Consider the following 17,312-nt stretch of genomic DNA (forward strand, 5'->3'; position numbering starts at 1 on the left):
AATGGGACAAAAGTCTAAACTTCTGCGGTACCACCCAATTTTGCATAAAGCACCCTCTCATCAATACTAACATATTGGTCTTATTTTAACGGCTAAGTCCCGTCGGGCATTACTCTAAATTAAAAAATTTATTTCTTCCCGCCCTCAGAAGTCCATTCACTTAATAATCACATACAACTCTTTCACCAATTAAGTCGCTCTCTTTGATGTTCATAAGAAGTTACTACTCTTCCTTATCGGTTTATTATATATAATATAGACTCATCTAAAAACTTTGTCAAGGGTTTTTTTATAATTTGTAAGTGTATAGTGTAGAGAAGTCAAACATTTATGACACACCCAATAAAATAACTTTTATACACCCCTTTCAATTTCATATTCCAAATAAAAATAGTGCCGATGATTTATCACCAACACTATTTTTATAACTTTTAAAACTATTACATTTTTGAGAACATTTGGTCAGCCCACCATTCTTCCTTATAGATTTCGTACTGACCTGTTACTTGTTCTAATTGGAAATTTTCCCAATATTCTAGTTCATCATATAGTTTATTTGCTTTTTTATCCTTTGTATTTTCCTTTGCCTTTTTATAAAAAGCAATAGAAGAGTTTTTGATGTCCTTTGCAATGGCAAATACATTAAGTGCAAGTCTTGCCTTTTCTTGGTCGACTTTTCCCCAATCGTATTCTTCTCTCTTTGTAAGTTTTGCCTTGATTTTATCTACAAAAGACGTTTCGTCCTTTGACTTCAAAGATTCTTTTAGCCCCTTTAAATAAGATATATGTTCTTCTGATTGCTTTGAAAGTGATGCGAAAATTTTTCCTGCATCGTCTCCCTTTAACATTTCAGCTGCCTTGTTGCAAAATTTAATAGATTCTTCTTCTATAAAAAGTGCTTCGTCAACAATTGTCATTTCATTTTCAAAAATCTTTTCATCATCTTCTGCTGAATATTTTTTGATCGTCTTTAGGTATTCAATATTTTCAAGATCTGTTCCACTAAGTTCAACATTAGCTGCAGTTTGTCTTGAATAAGAACTCTTAACTTGAGAATTAGTCTTTTCTGGAAGAATTTGACATACTCCACCTACGCAACCTGCTTCTTTAATTGAATTTTGTCCAAGGGCAATTGCTTTTTCATTTATTGGAAGAAGCTTTTTCTTTGAATCTCCATAAACTTTTGTAAAAGCTTTTATAACTGATTCTGTCTTAACTGTATTTGTAACTTGTAAAAATGCACCTAGCATTACCATATTTGCTACTTTTGCATTCCCAAGTTCATTTGCCAAGTCATTTACTGGAATAGAAAAAACATTTACGTCATCTCTTGTTGATGCTTTTTTAACAAGGGATGAATTTATAAATAAATTTCCACCTGGTGCAACATATTGTTCAAATTTTTCTAGAGATGGTTCGTTCATTACTACTACATCTGTCGCTTGTGAAATTACTGGAGAGCCAACAGGTTCGTCTGAAACTACTACTGAGCAGTTTGCTGAACCTCCACGCATTTCTGGACCATAACTTGGAAGCCATGATACAAATTTATTTTCAAGCATTCCTGAATAAGTTATAAGTTGACCCATTGCCATGATACCTTGTCCGCCAAATCCTGCGGCAATAATATTTCTTGTAGCCATTATTCATCCCTCCTAAAGTTTCCAAGTGGATAATATGGAATCATATTTTCTCTTAACCATGCAAGTGCATCTGCAGGAGGAAGTCCCCAGTTTGTTGGACAAGATGATAATACTTCAACTATTCCAAAGCCCTTGCCTTCTAGTTGATATTTAAAACATTCTTTAATTGCCTTCTTAGCTTTTCTAATATTTGCTGGAGTATCAACTGAAACTCTTTCTACAAATTTTGCTCCATCAATTGTAGCAAGCATTTCAGAAACTTTAATTGGTTTACCACACCATGCTTCATCTCTTCCATAAGGAGATGTAGTTGTAACTTGACCAACTAAAGTTGTAGGTGCCATTTGTCCACCAGTCATTCCGTAAATTGCGTTGTTTATGAAAATTGTTGAAATATTTTCTCCTCTATGTGCTGCTTGAACTATTTCTGCAGTACCAATTGATGCCAAGTCTCCATCCCCTTGATATGTGAATACTAAATTATCTGGATGTACTCTTTTTATTCCAGTTGCAACAGCAGGTGCTCTTCCGTGAGCTGCCTCGTGCATGTCACAGTTAAAATATTTATATGCTAGAACTGCACAACCAACTGGTGCAACTCCAATTGCTTCGTCTAAAACTCCTAGTTCAACTAAGGATTCAGCCACTAATTTATGGATTACACCGTGAGTGCAACCTGGACAATAGTGAGTTTCAGTTCTAGTCAAACCTTCTGAATATTTATATAAAACTTGTTCATTAGTTTTTTCCATTATTTGAGACCTCCTAAAACTTTAAGAGCAGCTTCTTTAATTTCTTCCACATTTGGAATTACGCCACCTTGTCTTCCAAAGAAGTGAACCCTTTGTCTACCTTCAACTGCAATCTTAACATCATCAGTCATTTGACCTTGATTCATTTCACAAACTAAAATGTCTTTGCAATTTGGATTTATTCCCTTGAAAGCTTCATATGGATATGGCCAGCAAGTAATTGGACGAATAAGCCCTATTTTATAGCCTTCTTTTCTTAAATGTTCAATTGCACTTTTTGCAATTCTAGCTGTAGTTCCATAGGCACTGATTACAAGATCTGCATCCTCGATGCCATCAATTTCTACTCTAATTTCATTTTCAGTAACTTGTCTATACTTTTCAATTAAATGTTTATTAAGTTCTTCAAGTTCATCAGCAGAAAGATAAAGTGAGTTTATAATATTTCTCTCTCCGTGATTTTTGCCCTTGCCTCTTGTTGCCCAAGTCTTTTCAGGAAGAACCATTTTTTCTTGCATGCCAAACTCAACTGGTTCCATCATTTGTCCAAGTACACCGTCACTCATAATTACAACAGGATTTCTATACTTGTCCGCTAAATCAAAACCAAGTTCAATTAAATTTACAAGTTCTTGCACAGAAGATGGTGCTAAAGTAATAGTTCTATAATCACCATTTCCGCCGCCTCTAGTTGATTGAAAGTAATCTGTTTGAGAAGGTTGAATTGATCCAAGTCCTGGACCACCTCTCATCATATTTACTATTACGCAAGGAAGTTCTGCCCCTGCCATATAAGAAATACCTTCTTGCATTAGTGAAACTCCCGGAGAAGAAGATGAAGTCATAACTCTCGCTCCAGATCCCGCAGCACCATATAGCATATTTATAGCTGCAACTTCAGACTCCGCTTGCAAAAAACATCCGCCAATCTTTGGAAGTTCCCTTGATAAGTATTCAGGAATTTCAGATTGAGGAGTAATAGGATAACCGAAAAAATATTTGCAACCAGCTTCAATAGCTGCTGCACCAACTGCTTCGTTTCCCTTCATAAGTACTTTTGTCATGTAAACACCCCTTAAGAAATTTTATAAACTGTAATAATTGAATCAGGACAAGTTATTGCACAGTTTTGGCAAGCAATACAATCTTCTGGTCTTTTTGCCATTGCAGGTGCATAACCCTTTTTATTAATAGTGTCAATGTCAATTTCAATTACATTTTTAGGACATACAGTTACACATAGTCCACAACCCTTACATCTGTCACTTTCAAACTCAACTCTACCTTTAGCCATTATTTACCTCCTATAACATCCAATCTTCTCTAAAAAATAAGTCAATGGGAAAAACTTCCGCCGCTAAATTTAAAGCTCTAACTTCACTCTCAATACTCCTTAGGCAAACTGCATATACATAGGGAAGATTTAATTTCTCTGAAACTTCCCTTGCAAGCTCATCACCATACAAAATATCATCAGCTGTGGTCTCTTTTAAAAAATGAGTAGTGTTTATAATCCCCGTAACCCTAGTTTGTGAATGGCCTTCCACTTGTCCGATAAATTCTCGCACGGACTTAAAGTCCCTAGTCTCTGGTCTATTTCTATTTATTACAAAATAGTGGTCATAACCCTCTCTTTTCAAAATGTCTCTATACCTTCCAAGAGAAAGGGAGCCCTTTGGATTTCCTCCAACATCTAATACAGCCATGTAATTTTTATTTTCAAGTGGCTTTAAAATTGCTGGATCTACTGCTGGTATGTCCAAGGCATTTTTTTCACGCATACTAGATGAAAATGATTCCACGCCCTTTTCGCTTAAAAGATCCATTTTCTCTCTCAGCCTAAAGTATGTATTAATAATATCCAGGTCAACCGCTGCAACATTGTCAAAATACTTTTTTAAATATAAAGCATAATTAATTGAAAATTCAGTTTTTCCACTGCCAAAGTGTCCTGTAATAATTTTTATTCTATTGCCTGTTTCTACTTCTGTATACATTTCTCCTCCCTTCTAAAAGACCAATTATATTATACCTCAATTGCAAAAAATTGAAAACAATTGCAATATACTTTTTACTTCATAAGTTTTGGAAATCTATATTTAATGAGTTAAAAGCTATGTTTTGTTTTAAATTTTTAATTAAAATATTTTTAAAAACATAAAGATTTTAATAAAACTTTACTATTTAAATTTGACTAATTATTAGAAAAGATATATATTATTAGCAGAGGCATAGAATGAGTGCTAATAAGGAAAGGTGATTACATGAAAAATAAAAAATACAATGCCGAAACTGAAAGATTAATGGACTTAATGATTAATTCCATTTACACAAATAAAGAAATATTTTTAAGAGAATTAATTTCAAATGCATCTGATGCAATGGATAAAATGTACTACATCGCCCTTAATGACGACAATGTAAAATTTAACCACGAGGACTATTATATTAGAATCACTCCAGATAAGGAAAAAAGAACAATTACAATAGAAGATAATGGAGTGGGCATGACTGAAGATGAATTAGTAGAAAACTTGGGCACAATTGCCAAGTCAGGCTCTCTTGATTTTAAAAAATTAAATGAAAAAAATGAAGAACACGAAATTATTGGACAATTTGGCGTAGGCTTTTACTCTGCCTTTATGGTTGCAGATGAAATTAGCGTCTTGACAAGATCCTATAAAGAAGATGAAGCTCATATTTGGAAGTCAAAGGGTGCAAAGGGCTACACAATAGAAAGTGGAAAAAAGGATTCTCACGGAACTATTATTACTCTTCACTTAAAAGAAAATTCTAAGGATGAAGATTATGACAAATACCTTGATGAATACAAAATAAGAGAACTTGTAAGCCATTACTCAAATTACATTAGCTATCCAATAAAAATGGAAGTCGAAAAGAAAAGACCTGCAGCTGACTCAACAGAAGATGACCCAAAATTTGAATCTTATAGAGAAGATGACATATTAAATTCATCTGTGCCAATGTGGAGAAAAAATAAAAACGAACTAAAGGAGGATGACTATAACAATTTCTTTAGACAAAGACATTTTGGATTTGAAGATCCCCTAGCTCACATACACATTAGTGTAGAAGGCGTGATTTCCTTTAAGGCTATTTTATACATTCCTTCAAGAAGACCTTTTGATTTCTTAAATCCAGATAGGAAAGGCGGACTTGAACTTTATTCCAATGGAGTTCTAATAATGGAAAAATGTGAAGACCTTCTTCCCGATTATCTAAACTTCGTCAAAGGTGTAGTTGACTCCGAAGATATTTCTCTTAATATTTCTCGTGAAATGCTACAAAAAACTCGTGAATTACAACTTATAAAGAAAAATATAGAAAAGAAAATCCTAGAAGAACTTGCAAAAATCCTTAAAAATGACAGAGAAAAATACGCCCAATTTTTCAAAAACTTTGGCATAAGCTTAAAATCTGGTGCCTATGAAAATTATGGAGCAGATAAAGACAAGCTAAAGGATCTATTTATATATACAACTACAAAAAGAGAAAATATAACCTTTAATGAATACAGAAAGGACATGGCGCCTGACCAAGAATGCATCTATTACGCAAATGGAAATTCCATAGAAAGCGTGAAAAAACTTCCACAAATAAAGCACTTTATGGAAGAAAACATAGAAGTCCTTGCCTTAACAGATCCAATTGATGAATTTGTCATAAAAATGCTAGAAGAATATGACGACAAAAAATTTAAATCAATTTCTGAAACTGATGCTACAAAAGAAGAAGATGAAAAAAATCTTGATGATTATGTAAAGAAAATGAAGGACATCTTATCTGGTGAAGTTTCATCAATAAGGGAAAATCCAAATTTAAAAGATGATGCAGCTTATCTATCAAGCAAAGGTGAAATTTCCATAGAAATGGAAAAAACTCTAAGCCATATGCCTAATAACCAAGGTTTTAAAGCCGACAAAGTTTTAGAACTAAATCCAAATCACCCGGCAGTAAAAAAATTAAAGGACATGGACAATGATTCAGAAGAATTTAAAAATTACACAGAATTGCTTTACGATGGCGCAAGACTAATGGCAGGTCTCGACATAAAAGACCCAATCGCTTATGCTAGAAATGTATCAAAACTTATGTAAGCAAAGGATTTTATAAAATTCAATTACAAATATTTTGCAAAGTAAAGGCTCTTTTCATTGTGAGAAGAGCCTTCTTTATGAGTTTTTAATTTGAATGCTTAAACATTGCAGTTTTGATGCTAAACGAAAAATTATAAAGATCTATACCATCACTTTGAATTTTCAATATTTTCATCATCCTTGGCATTTAATGCTTTTTCTAAGTTATCAAGCTTTTTCAACATATCGTCAAACTTTTTGTTAAAGATAATGTGTTGAATTATTAGCATTATATACATTGAAATGCCAAATTGCGTTCCCCAACCCAAAAATTCGGAATAAGGTAAACTGAAAGCTACTACAGAACCTACAACTGCAATTATTAAAAATTTAAAAATATTTTCTATCATCATTGTCCCCTTAATATTATGGCATAATTATATATCATCGCCCATTTCTCTAGTACTTGAACTTAAAGAAACAGAAATTGTTCCTGAGCTTGAAATATTTATACTTGGAAATACATTTTTATAATTATGAAGGTATTTACCATGAACTTCAACATAATCCTTGTTTTCTCTATTATCTATAACTAAATAAACTTTTCCACTACTTAAAGATCTTAAGGCACCTGGCGCATAGCTTTGTTCAAAATCAAATCTTACACCTTGAACTAAACCACTTGGATAATAATATTGTTCACCTTTGTAATTGCCATCTAAATCTCTATATGTTACCTTCATTACTGTTCTATTTAAATTAACTGTAAATCCGTCGCTCCATCCAAATACAACAGTATCTCTTCCTGCCCAAATAGGAGAAGACTCCCATGCCCAATAAGCATCGACAACTGCGTAATCTCCATATTCAAATCTATTCTCGTACATGTTGAATCTGAAGTTTGCACTTGCTCTTCTTGCAACGTCATTTGAAACATCTTCCGCACTTAATCCTTTAGTCGATAAAATTGCATCAAATTCGTTAATTGTTTTTGAACCTTTCATTTTGGATAATTCTGAAAAATCTAGAGCTGGAGAATCCATGAATTTTTGAAAATCCACATCTGTGCTTTTTGCGTAAACGCAAGATGAACTGATTAATACAAAAAACAAAAGTATCAAGCTTACTAATTTTTTCATAAGATATCTCCTATCACAAAAGATAACGTTCTCAAATTAAATAAGATCTTATTTAATTTGAATTTACCACATAAAGCTTTTTTTATCAAGAAAATATTATAGTTTTAACTCACATTATTTTACAATTTGAATTTGTTTTTCTCTATAATTTCTAGATTTATTGAATATTTTTAGTATTTATGTTATATTACTTGTCATCTAAAAAGTTTAGGAGGCACAATGGAAACACTTTTATCTGGAATTTTAAATCTCGAAGTTAAACACTTAATTATGTTTGTCATTGGTGGAATTTTAATTTATCTTGCCATTGAAAAACAATATGAACCTTCACTTCTTCTTCCCATTGGTTTTGGAGCAATTATTTCTAATATTCCACTATCATCTGCAGTTGGAGAGGAGGGTTTCTTGACAATTTTATACAATGCAGGAATTGCAACAGAACTCTTCCCAGTATTAATTTTTATCGCAGTAGGTGCTATGATTGATTTCAAACCACTTATTTCATCGCCCTTTATGTTATTTTTCGGTGCAGCGGCACAGTTTGGAATTTTTGCAACTATGCTCTTTGCAATTTCAACAGGCAAATTCACGCTTCCCGAAGCAGCGTCAATTGGAATAATAGGAGCAGCTGATGGCCCTACATCAATATATGTCGCAAAGGTCTTTGCTCCAAATTACCTTGGTCCAATTTCTGTTGCTGCCTATTCTTATATGTCTCTCGTTCCAATAATTCAGCCACCAGTTATAAAACTTTTAACTACTGAAAAAGAGAGAAAGATTAGAATGAAGTACACTACAGTTCACGTGCCAAAAAAAGTTGAAATTTTATTTCCAATTGTAATTACAGTTATAGCTGGAATTATTGCACCAATGTCTGTTGCCCTTATTGGTGCTTTGATGTTTGGAAATTTAATCAGAGTCTGCGGAGTTCTTGAAAGACTTTCAACTTCTGCACAAAATGAACTTTCAAATTTAGTTACAATTTTGCTAGGCATAACAATTGGTGGCACAATGTCTGCCGATGCCTTTTTAAACATCCACACACTTATGATACTTGCCATGGGACTTGTTGCCTTTATTTTCGACACAGCAGGCGGTGTTCTTTTTGCAAAATTTTTAAATTTATTTTTAAAAAACAAGGTAAACCCAATGATTGGAGCTGCTGGCATCTCAGCTTTTCCTATGTCTGGTAGAGTTGTGCAAATGATGGCAGCAAAGGAAGACCCAACTAACTTTATCCTTATGCAAGCAATGTCAGCAAATGTTGCCGGTCAACTTGGCTCAGTAGTTGCAGGCTCAATGATCTTGGCTCTCGTGCCAATGTTTATGTAGGAGTGATAAAATGGATATGATAGTATTTATGCAGGGAGTGGAAGTCGCACTTTGGGGACTGGTTGGAGTTTTTGCAGTCCTAATACTTTTCTACATCTTTACAAAAATAATGCTAAAAGTTTTTAAGGAAAAATAAATTTAATTTTAAAAAAGCTGATGTGCAAGATAGATAAATCTATTCCACACATCAGCTTTTTTAAAATAAGAGTTTTGTTGTGTTTCATAACCAGAAGCCGCAAAAGTTCTTCCTAGTAACAAAAAAACAAAACCTTAGTATTAAAATAGATTTTTACTATAATTCATGATTTTGATGTAAAAACAAAAAAATATTTTCTCCTATAAGCAAGAAAAAATACAAGGCATTAAAATCATAAAGGTAGACAAAATTTTCTTGCAAATAATATTTTTTTATGACTATATAAATTGCAAATATAAAAATTTCAATTAATAAAAATATTCCAAGAGTCTTTTTCGATAGTTTGCATGAGAAATTAATATAATAGGCGAGCATAAAACCCAAAAATAAAATCATTAAAATTTTCACAATATCTAAGATAATCATATATTTTATGTCAAAGGTCGCTTGAATTCTCCCATTGATGTATCCAAAAACTTTTATACAGATTAGATTTAATATTGGAAATAAGAATAATGATATTAAAAAATTTATATATTTTTTCAAATACTTTTTCATATTCCCCCCCTCCTTTTATTCCTTTAACTCGCAAAACTTTTCTTACTTATATTTTAATTAAGTTTCATTTTATTGCAATCTCTTGTTATGATTATAAATAATTGGATATAAATGTAGTGTAAATTAAAACAAAAATAATTTTAGGAGGAATTAAAATGGATATAACATTTGGCGGAAATAAAGTAACTCTTGAAGGTAAAGAAATTAAGGTTGGAGATATAGCTCCAGAATTTAAGGCAGTTAAAAGAGATCTATCTGATTTTAATTCAGAAGATTTAAAGGGCAAAATCGTAGTTTATTCAGTTGCTCCATCTATTGACACATCTGTGTGTGCAATTCAAGCAACTACTTTTAACGAAGAAGCTGCAAAATTATCTGACGATGTAAAAATTGTAACTGTAACAGTTGACCTTCCTTTTGCACAAGAAAGATTCTGTTCAGTAAAGGGAATCGAAAGCGCAGACATCGTTTCCGACTACAGATACAGAGAATTTGGCGAAAAATATGGCTTCATGATTAAAGAGCTTAAACTTCTTGCTCGTGGCGTTGTAATTGTCGATAGAGATGGAAAAGTTGCATACGTTGAATATGTTCCTGAAGTAACTCACGAAGTAAACTTTGAAAAAGCTCTTGAAGAAGTTAAAAAATTAAGCTAAAAATGATAAACATCAATCTAATCGTACTTGGCAAAATCAAGGAAAATTATTTTAAAGATGCCATAAATGAGTATAAAAAAATGCTTAGATCCTATGCCGATTTAAGCATTTTTGAAATTATAGACGAACCATGCCCCGAAAATTTATCTGAAAAAGACATGGAGAGAGTGAAAAATACTGAAGGCGAAAAAATTTTATCAAAGATAAAAGATGACGCCTATGTAATCGCCCTTGCTATTGACGGAAAAAGCCTTGACTCTGTCGCCTTTGCCGATAAAATAAATGAACTTATGATTGACGGCTACTCAAATATAACTTTTATAATTGGAGGAAGTCTCGGTTTATCTAAAGAAGTTTTAAATAGAGCCGATTACAAACTTAGCTTTTCAAGGATGACCTTCCCACACAAACTTATGCGTGTAATTTTAATGGAGCAAATTTATAGGGCCTTTAGAATAATAAACAATCACCCTTATCACAAATGAGGTAAATATGAAACTAAATTTATTAAATCAGGTTTTTTCCCTTCACGATTTTCATTTGACAAATCTTGAAGTTTTTGACGACAAATTTATTTTGTCCTTTGATGAAGGAATTTATTTTGAAAAAAAGGACGACAAAGAAATAGATTATGTAATGACAAATCCCAAACTCATCCTAGAGAAAACTGATACAAGCTTTACAAAGGTAGAACTTGAAGAAGTTATAGAAAATATTATCCATTCCTTTGATTCTGATTTTTATGAAAATATTGAAATAGATGATATTGAAGGGGGAATAATGGATTCTGTGGAGATAATTCTCTTTAAAGATGGAGTCTACAAAAAAATTTCAATTGAAGAATTTTTAAAACTTAATTTTGAAATAATTAACGAGTCCTTTGGTTATGGCTACATGAGATTTTACGGGATAGTAACAGGCTTTGATGATAAAGAAGAATGGCAAAATGCATCTCTTGAAATTTTTTACAATAATGAATTGGAACTTATTTATGACTCCTTAGAAAAATTATAATAACTTTAATTAATGATCGAGGTGCTAAAATGATTTTTAATTTTGACTCTTATATGATTAATGTAAATAATTATAGAACAGAAGAGTTTATGAAAAAATTAGAGACTGTGGATATAAAATTAGACGAAAAAATAATTGCGATGCTAAAAGAAATGTCCATTGACTATAAAAAACCAAGCTACATAAAAAATTTTGGCGAAACTCTTCTCTTAAAATACCACGCAGTTGGAGATATAATTTCCTATGCCGATGTGAGAATAAATAAAGAATTAAAATTTGTCGACGGCATCCATCCAATATATTTTATAGATGGTGCAGAAATTTATTTCACAGAATCAGTGGAGCTTCGGGAAGAATTTTTAGATGAAAATTCCTTTGAAATAAATATAAATGTTAAAATAAAATAATTTTTATTTAAATTAAAGAATCCAAAAACATCATAAGTATAAATCCAAAAATTACGCCATAAGTAGCCAATCTTTCGTAACCATTTGAATGAGTTTCTGGAATTATCTCATCACTAATTACAAAGAGCATCGCTCCCGCTGCAAGGGCAAGGATAAACCCAAGCGTTGCAGAAAAAATCGACACAAGTCCAATTCCCATAAAGGCTCCTATTGGTTCAACTAGTCCAGTTAATGCTGCTACTGCAAAACCTTTTTTGCGAGAATAGCCTTCACGCACAAGGGCAAGGGCTACTGCCAACCCTTCTGGCATATTTTGAAGGGCAATTCCAAAGGCAACAGAAAGCCCATTGGACATGTTTTCTCCTCCAAAGCCAACTCCCGTGGCAAGTCCTTCTGGAAAGTTGTGAATCGCAATTGCAATTACAAAGAGCCAAATTTTCGAAAGATTTTTTACATCTTTTCCTTCATATCTCTTGTCAATTAAATGTTCATGTGGGGCATATTTATCTATAAGATCTAGCATTAGTGCACCAGTAAATATTCCAAGTCCAGTTATTAGAACTGCCCTCTCCCCTTCTCCTATTTCAAGGCTTGGTATTACAAGAGAAAAGCAGGTCGCCGCAAGCATTACTCCCGCTGCTGCTGCAAGAAGCACATCTAATACTTTTTGGCTAACATCTTTTGCAAAAAATATTGGGATTGCACCAATCCCCGTCATAAGTCCTGGCACTATACAGCCTAGGATAATAAAAGTTAAATTCATTTTCTCACCTTTTTTTATTATAACATAGTCCATAAAAAAATAATTTTAATAAATTCTATGCAAAAAGGCGACAATAATATCCCTTAAATTTTAACCTAGTACATTAGCAAATCTTATGCGATCTCTAATATTTTTTGCCACATTTTTCTTGCCACATTCTATTTTGTTAAATATCCTATTTTTATTCTTTACTCCTTGTGATATTAATATATTTTAGCTATATATTATCCTTTATGGATTATTGATTTTAAATTCTGTGCTGTATTTGCATTTAAAAACTGACCTCCTTAGTTAGTTTTTTAGTCCAACTTTTGAGGTCAGTTACCTTTCTAATTCTATTATTTTAATTCGTGTATGAAAAGACCTGAGAGAGGCTTTGGTTCAAACCATGTTGATTTCGGCGGCATTACTTCACCTGCATCTGCAACTTCAAATAGTTCTTCAAGTGATGTAGGGTATAGCGAGAATGCTATTTGCATATCTTCTCTTGTCCTCTCTTCAAGTTCATAAAGTCCTCTTATTCCTCCAACAAAGTCTATTCTCTCGTCTGTCCTTGGATTTTTTATCCCTAAAATTTTATCTAGAACTAGATTTTGTAATATTGAAACATCAAGTCTTTCTATTATGTCATCTTTTACAAGTTCATCTTTTACTTTTAACTTATACCATTTATCACTGAGATACATTCCAAAGCAACCCTTGCCCTCTGGCTTATATGGCGAAGTCTTCGCTACTTCTACTTCAAAGTTTTCCCTTAATTTTTCTAAAAATTCCTTTTCAGTGAAATTATTCAAATCCTTTACAACTCTATTGTAGTCCATAATCTCAACTTCCTTTGAAGGAAATATTAAAGATAAAAAATAATTAAACTCTTCATTACCTGTGTAATTCTTATTTTCTTCACGCCTTTTTAGTCCAACTTTTACGGCAGAAGCACATCTGTGATGACCATCTGCGATATAAAAATTTTCTACATTTTTAAATAAAGTGATTAATTTTTCTATTGTATCTTCATCTTCTATTGTCCAAATTTTGTGATTTACGCCATCTTCCGTCCTAAAGTCTATTTCAGGTATTTCCTTAATTTCTGAATATATTATCTTATTTATTTCATCTAAAGACTTATATGTCAAAAATATTGGCCCCGTATTTGCATCAAGCTTGTCAACATGATCTACTCTATCTGCTTCCTTGTCTTTTCTAGTAAATTCGTGTTTTTTAATCTTGCCCTCTAAATATTCATCTATTGATGCACAGGCGACAAGTCCAACTTGAGTCTTTCCCTTCATTGTAAGAGAATAGATATATAGTTTATCCCTATCTTCTTTATAAAAATATCCCTTCTTTTTTAAATTATTAAAATTTAAAAGGGCTATTTCATTTAAATTTTTAACTTCATCATCTACAGTTGCCGCCGGAAGATCCACTTGCAAAAAGGATTTTGGGTTTTTCTTTATTATTTCTCTAGCCTCTTTTACAGAATAGACATCGTAGGGAAGTGCTGCAATTTCACTTGCCAATTCTTTCTTAGGTCTAATGGCTTTAAATGCTTTTATCTCCATTATGCACCTACTTGATTAGCCTAACTCTAAGGACGCCTTTAATTGCATATAGTTTTTTTCTAAGATTTTCATCAACCTCTGAATCTATATCAATCATTGTCGCTGCAAATTTCCCCTTGTGGCGATTTAATAAATCAGAAATATTTACCTTTTCATCTGCAAGAATTGTAGTAATTTGTGCAATCATGCTTGGTATATTTCTATGAAGCACGAGAATCCTGTGGACACTGTTACAAGTTCCCATATCCATATTAGGAAAGTTTACAGAATTTTTTATATTTCCATTTTCTAAATAGTCTATTAATTCTTCAACAACCATCTTTGCAGAATTTTCTTCTGACTCTGGTGTTGATGCACCTATATGAGGCAGATTAATTGTATTTGGAAGTGTAATTGTTTCCTCGTCAGGGAAGTCGCATACATACTTTTTAACTTTGCCATTTTCCAAATATTCTTTAAGAGCAGTAATATCTACAAGTCCACCTCTCGCAATATTAAGTAACACTAGACCATCCTTTGCAATTTCAAGAAGCTCTCCATTTACTATATTTTTAGTTGCTTCGCTATAAGGAATGTGAAGAGAAATATAATTTGAATTTTTAAAAATTTCCTTTATGTCCTCTGTATAATTAACTTTAGTGTCTAAATGAAGTGCGTTTTTAATTGAAAGAAAGGGATCGTATCCAATTACTTTCATTCCCATTTCAACACCAGCTGATGCAACAAGTTGTCCCGTTGCACCAAGTCCTATTACTCCAAGTGTTTTGCCCTTTAGTTCAGGCCCAGCAAAAGCCTTTTTGCCAGCTTCCACATCTTTTTTTATATTTTCATGACCCTCTAGATTGTTTGCCCAATTAACAGCACCAATAATATCTCTTGATGCAAGGAGCATTCCCGTCAGAGCAAGTTCTTTTACAGCATTGGCATTAGCACCTGGAGCATTGCAAACTACAATTCCCTCTTCAGCACATCTATCTACTGGAATATTATTTGTTCCAGCTCCAGCACGACCAATGTATCTCACACTTTTAGGAAATTCTACATCGTGAAGGTCGGCACTTCTAACTAATATTGCATCGGGATTTTCTTCCTCTGCACTATATTTAAAATTTTCTGGCAAAAGTTTAAGTCCCTTATTAGAAATATTATTTATTGTTTTAATTTTGTAAATTTGTCCCAATTTTATCACCTATTCTCCCTCTCAAAATCCTTCATATAATCTATAAGAGCCTTTACGCCCTCTATTGGCATGGCATTATAAATACTTGCCCTCATCCCACCAACTGTGCGATGTCCCTTTAGATTCTCAAGCCCCTTTTCCTTTGCTCCCTTGACAAATTTCGCATCTAGTTCAGCATCTCCTGTTACGAATACAATGTTCATAAGTGAGCGGTCTTCTAGTTTAACATTATTTTTGTAAAGAGAAGAATTATCTATAAAATCATAGAGAAGTTTTGACTTTTCCTTGTTTATCTCTTCCATTGCTTCCACTCCACCCATTTTTTTTATCCACTTAGCCACAAGTCCTGTAACATAAATTGCAAAACATGGAGGCGTATTGTAAAGTGAGTTTTTGTCGGCATGAGTTTTGTAAGAAAGCATTGTAGGAATCTCTTCCCTAGTTTCTTTAATTAAGTCTTTTTTTAGAGCTACAATTGTAACGCCTGCAGGCCCGAGATTTTTTTGAGCGCCTGCAAATACTAAATCAAATTTATTATAGTCGTATTTTTCAGACAAAATATTTGAAGAAATATCTGCAACAAGTGGCTTGTTTAGCTTCCCAATTTTTTCTGGAGAAATTCTCGTTCCATAAATTGTGTTGTTAACACAAAGATATAAAAATTTTGACTTTTCATTCATTTTACTTTCATCAATTTCTGGAATATAGGTATAAATATCTTCCTTAGAAGATGCTAGAATTTCAGGTTTTGCAAATTTTTTAGCCTCTTTATAAGCCTTGTCAGCCCAAGAACCAGTGATTAAATAAGATGCAATATCATCTTTATTTAACAAATTCATAGGAATCATTGCAAATTGAGTTGACCCTCCACCTTGCAAGAATAAAAGTTCATAGTCCTCATCAAGACCCATTAATTCCATTAAGTCCTCTTTAGCTTCATTATGAATTTCGTCATAAAGGGAGGAGCGGTGACTCATCTCCATAACTGACATTCCTGAGTTTTTATAGTCTAACATTTCCTTTTGTGCTTTTTCTAGAACTTCTACTGGTAGAGTAGATGGTCCTGCAGAAAAATTATAAATTTTTTTCATTTCGTCCTCCTCTTTCAAAATTATTTACTTAAGTAAAAAAGTAAATTGTATTAATTATAATGAATAGTTTTGCAAAAGACAAGGCTAAATTTTCATGAAAACCTTTGATTTTTAAAATTTTTTTATAAACTTATATTATTAATATATTTTCCATAAAAAAACTGACCTCCCTAGTTGGCTTTAGTCCAACTTTTGGCGGTCAGTTCAAAGGCTTTCTTTTATAAACTATTTACTGCCTTCTTTATACCAGATACAAGTTCATTTAAAAAATTTGATATTTTGTCAAAGAGGTCGCCAAGGTTAAAATTCCTTACGCTTTGAATAATTAGGTGTTTATCTATTTTTTGATTGCCAATAAATATTGAAATATTAAATAGTTTCATGAGTATTATCACTATTGCAATTATTGCTAATATTTTCAATGCCTTTTTCATTTTATCACCTATCTCTTTAGCTCTCTTTCAATTTCTTCATAATTTGGCATATACTTTTTACACTCATTAATAAATTTTTCATCGTGATAAAAATATTTTAAATGCACAAGTTCGTGTAGCACCACAGCTTCAATTTGTTCAATTGGTCTTTCTGCAAGATATAAATTTATCTTTATGTCCCCACTTTTTGGATAACATGTACCCCATCTTACTTTCATCTTTCTTATTTGAACTGTTTTTGGCGAAAGTCCCGTAATTTTTTCATATTTTTCAAAAATATTATCTAGTGCTTTTTCTAGTTCTAATCGATAAATTTTTTCTATTTCTTTTTCAGATTTTACTTCTATTTTTTCGCCAAACAAGTGATTTTTGTACCTCTTTTTATATGAGTCCTCTTCCTTTAGTCTTTCAATTGTATCTAAATTATTTTTTATAATACTCTTTATTTCTCTTTCACTTGTCCTTTTTGGTGCTGATACTTTTATTATACCATCTTCTACTTTTATTCGAAGATTTTTAATGTCTTTTCTATTTATTTCTATTTCCAT

General features: G+C 32.4%; 21 protein-coding genes and 1 other annotated feature (1 of these 22 cut by a window edge). Of the genes, 7 read left to right on the top strand and 14 right to left on the bottom strand.

The annotated features are described in order from the left end of the window. Positions 1 to 246: a binding site (T-box leader), on the bottom strand (it extends 1 nt beyond the left edge of the window). A 194-nt stretch (positions 247 to 440) separates the two neighbouring features. From BIV18_RS04980 to BIV18_RS05000, 5 genes are read right to left on the bottom strand one after another with little or no spacing between them, the layout of a single operon-like run. Continuing rightward, positions 441 to 1,643, bottom strand: coding sequence for a 2-oxoacid:acceptor oxidoreductase family protein (locus BIV18_RS04980; RefSeq protein ID WP_075659563.1), 1,203 nt, complete (start codon positions 1,641 to 1,643; stop codon positions 441 to 443). Next, on the bottom strand, positions 1,643 to 2,395 hold the full coding sequence (locus BIV18_RS04985; RefSeq protein ID WP_075659564.1) for a thiamine pyrophosphate-dependent enzyme: 753 nt from the start codon (positions 2,393 to 2,395) through the stop codon (positions 1,643 to 1,645). The genes BIV18_RS04980 and BIV18_RS04985 overlap by 1 nt, the downstream gene beginning before the upstream one ends. Next, a complete protein-coding gene (locus BIV18_RS04990; protein ID WP_075659565.1) occupies positions 2,395 to 3,459 on the bottom strand; it encodes a 3-methyl-2-oxobutanoate dehydrogenase subunit VorB in 1,065 nt (354 codons plus the stop codon). Before BIV18_RS04990 ends, BIV18_RS04985 begins: the two co-directional genes overlap by 1 nt. A gap of 11 nt (positions 3,460 to 3,470) precedes the next feature. Further along, positions 3,471 to 3,689, bottom strand: a complete 219-nt coding sequence (locus BIV18_RS04995) for a 4Fe-4S dicluster domain-containing protein (protein WP_083635532.1) — start codon at positions 3,687 to 3,689, stop codon at positions 3,471 to 3,473. Positions 3,690 to 3,699: 10 nt separating this feature from the next. Next, positions 3,700 to 4,392 (bottom strand): ATP-binding protein, encoded by a 693-nt coding sequence (locus BIV18_RS05000; protein ID WP_075659567.1) that lies wholly within the window; start codon positions 4,390 to 4,392, stop codon positions 3,700 to 3,702. A 267-nt stretch (positions 4,393 to 4,659) separates the two neighbouring features. On the opposite strand from BIV18_RS05000, the gene htpG reads away from it, so the two are divergent. After that, positions 4,660 to 6,513 (top strand): molecular chaperone HtpG, encoded by a 1,854-nt coding sequence (gene htpG, locus BIV18_RS05005; RefSeq protein WP_075659568.1) that lies wholly within the window; start codon positions 4,660 to 4,662, stop codon positions 6,511 to 6,513. Between the two features lie 149 nt (positions 6,514 to 6,662). Here htpG and BIV18_RS05010 read toward each other — a convergent pair whose 3' ends face one another. Both BIV18_RS05010 and BIV18_RS05015 read right to left on the bottom strand, forming a co-directional pair. Further along, positions 6,663 to 6,905, bottom strand: a complete 243-nt coding sequence (locus BIV18_RS05010) for a hypothetical protein (protein ID WP_144015202.1) — start codon at positions 6,903 to 6,905, stop codon at positions 6,663 to 6,665. A gap of 24 nt (positions 6,906 to 6,929) precedes the next feature. Beyond that, a complete protein-coding gene (locus tag BIV18_RS05015) occupies positions 6,930 to 7,631 on the bottom strand; it encodes a hypothetical protein (protein ID WP_075659570.1) in 702 nt (233 codons plus the stop codon). Positions 7,632 to 7,850: 219 nt separating this feature from the next. On the opposite strand from BIV18_RS05015, the gene BIV18_RS05020 reads away from it, so the two are divergent. After that, complete coding sequence (locus tag BIV18_RS05020; protein WP_075659571.1) at positions 7,851 to 8,963, top strand: sodium ion-translocating decarboxylase subunit beta; 1,113 nt, start codon at positions 7,851 to 7,853, stop codon at positions 8,961 to 8,963. A gap of 10 nt (positions 8,964 to 8,973) precedes the next feature. Continuing rightward, positions 8,974 to 9,099 carry a hypothetical protein gene (locus tag BIV18_RS11250; protein WP_268875147.1) on the top strand — a complete coding sequence of 42 codons (126 nt, stop codon included), beginning with the start codon at positions 8,974 to 8,976 and terminating at the stop codon, positions 9,097 to 9,099. A 156-nt stretch (positions 9,100 to 9,255) separates the two neighbouring features. On the opposite strand, the gene BIV18_RS05025 is transcribed toward BIV18_RS11250, so the two are convergent. Then, complete coding sequence (locus BIV18_RS05025; protein ID WP_235860787.1) at positions 9,256 to 9,657, bottom strand: hypothetical protein; 402 nt, start codon at positions 9,655 to 9,657, stop codon at positions 9,256 to 9,258. Between the two features lie 155 nt (positions 9,658 to 9,812). Here BIV18_RS05025 and tpx point away from each other — a divergent pair, with 155 nt between their 5' ends. Genes tpx through BIV18_RS05045 form a run of 4 tightly spaced genes read left to right on the top strand, consistent with a single transcriptional unit; the run spans position 9,813 to position 11,734 of the window. Continuing rightward, positions 9,813 to 10,313, top strand: coding sequence for a thiol peroxidase (gene tpx, locus BIV18_RS05030; RefSeq protein ID WP_075659572.1), 501 nt, complete (start codon positions 9,813 to 9,815; stop codon positions 10,311 to 10,313). Between the two features lie 2 nt (positions 10,314 to 10,315). Further along, positions 10,316 to 10,798 carry a 23S rRNA (pseudouridine(1915)-N(3))-methyltransferase RlmH gene (gene rlmH / locus BIV18_RS05035; RefSeq protein ID WP_075659573.1) on the top strand — a complete coding sequence of 161 codons (483 nt, stop codon included), beginning with the start codon at positions 10,316 to 10,318 and terminating at the stop codon, positions 10,796 to 10,798. 7 nt (positions 10,799 to 10,805) lie between these two features. Continuing rightward, on the top strand, positions 10,806 to 11,327 hold the full coding sequence (locus BIV18_RS05040; protein WP_075659574.1) for a hypothetical protein: 522 nt from the start codon (positions 10,806 to 10,808) through the stop codon (positions 11,325 to 11,327). Between the two features lie 29 nt (positions 11,328 to 11,356). Next, positions 11,357 to 11,734: a hypothetical protein gene (locus BIV18_RS05045; protein WP_075659575.1), complete on the top strand. Its 378-nt coding sequence runs from the start codon at positions 11,357 to 11,359 to the stop codon at positions 11,732 to 11,734. 7 nt (positions 11,735 to 11,741) lie between these two features. Here the strand turns inward: BIV18_RS05045 and BIV18_RS05050 are convergent, their stop codons facing one another. The 6 genes from BIV18_RS05050 to BIV18_RS05075 form a co-directional block, all read right to left on the bottom strand. Beyond that, positions 11,742 to 12,497, bottom strand: a complete 756-nt coding sequence (locus tag BIV18_RS05050; RefSeq protein WP_144015203.1) for a ZIP family metal transporter — start codon at positions 12,495 to 12,497, stop codon at positions 11,742 to 11,744. A gap of 338 nt (positions 12,498 to 12,835) precedes the next feature. Further along, positions 12,836 to 14,059 (bottom strand): DUF1015 domain-containing protein, encoded by a 1,224-nt coding sequence (locus BIV18_RS05055; protein WP_075659576.1) that lies wholly within the window; start codon positions 14,057 to 14,059, stop codon positions 12,836 to 12,838. A 7-nt stretch (positions 14,060 to 14,066) separates the two neighbouring features. Continuing rightward, positions 14,067 to 15,248, bottom strand: a complete 1,182-nt coding sequence (locus tag BIV18_RS05060; protein ID WP_235860788.1) for a phosphoglycerate dehydrogenase — start codon at positions 15,246 to 15,248, stop codon at positions 14,067 to 14,069. Further along, positions 15,245 to 16,330, bottom strand: coding sequence for a 3-phosphoserine/phosphohydroxythreonine transaminase (gene serC / locus BIV18_RS05065; protein ID WP_075659577.1), 1,086 nt, complete (start codon positions 16,328 to 16,330; stop codon positions 15,245 to 15,247). The genes BIV18_RS05060 and serC overlap by 4 nt, the downstream gene beginning before the upstream one ends. 218 nt (positions 16,331 to 16,548) lie before the next feature. Then, positions 16,549 to 16,764 carry a hypothetical protein gene (locus BIV18_RS05070; protein ID WP_075659578.1) on the bottom strand — a complete coding sequence of 72 codons (216 nt, stop codon included), beginning with the start codon at positions 16,762 to 16,764 and terminating at the stop codon, positions 16,549 to 16,551. An 8-nt stretch (positions 16,765 to 16,772) separates the two neighbouring features. Continuing rightward, positions 16,773 to 17,312 carry a M48 family metallopeptidase gene (locus BIV18_RS05075; protein WP_075659579.1) on the bottom strand — a complete coding sequence of 180 codons (540 nt, stop codon included), beginning with the start codon at positions 17,310 to 17,312 and terminating at the stop codon, positions 16,773 to 16,775.

The organism is Peptoniphilus grossensis (assembly GCF_001940285.1).
GTDB classification, from domain to species: domain Bacteria; phylum Bacillota; class Clostridia; order Tissierellales; family Peptoniphilaceae; genus Peptoniphilus_A; species Peptoniphilus_A faecalis.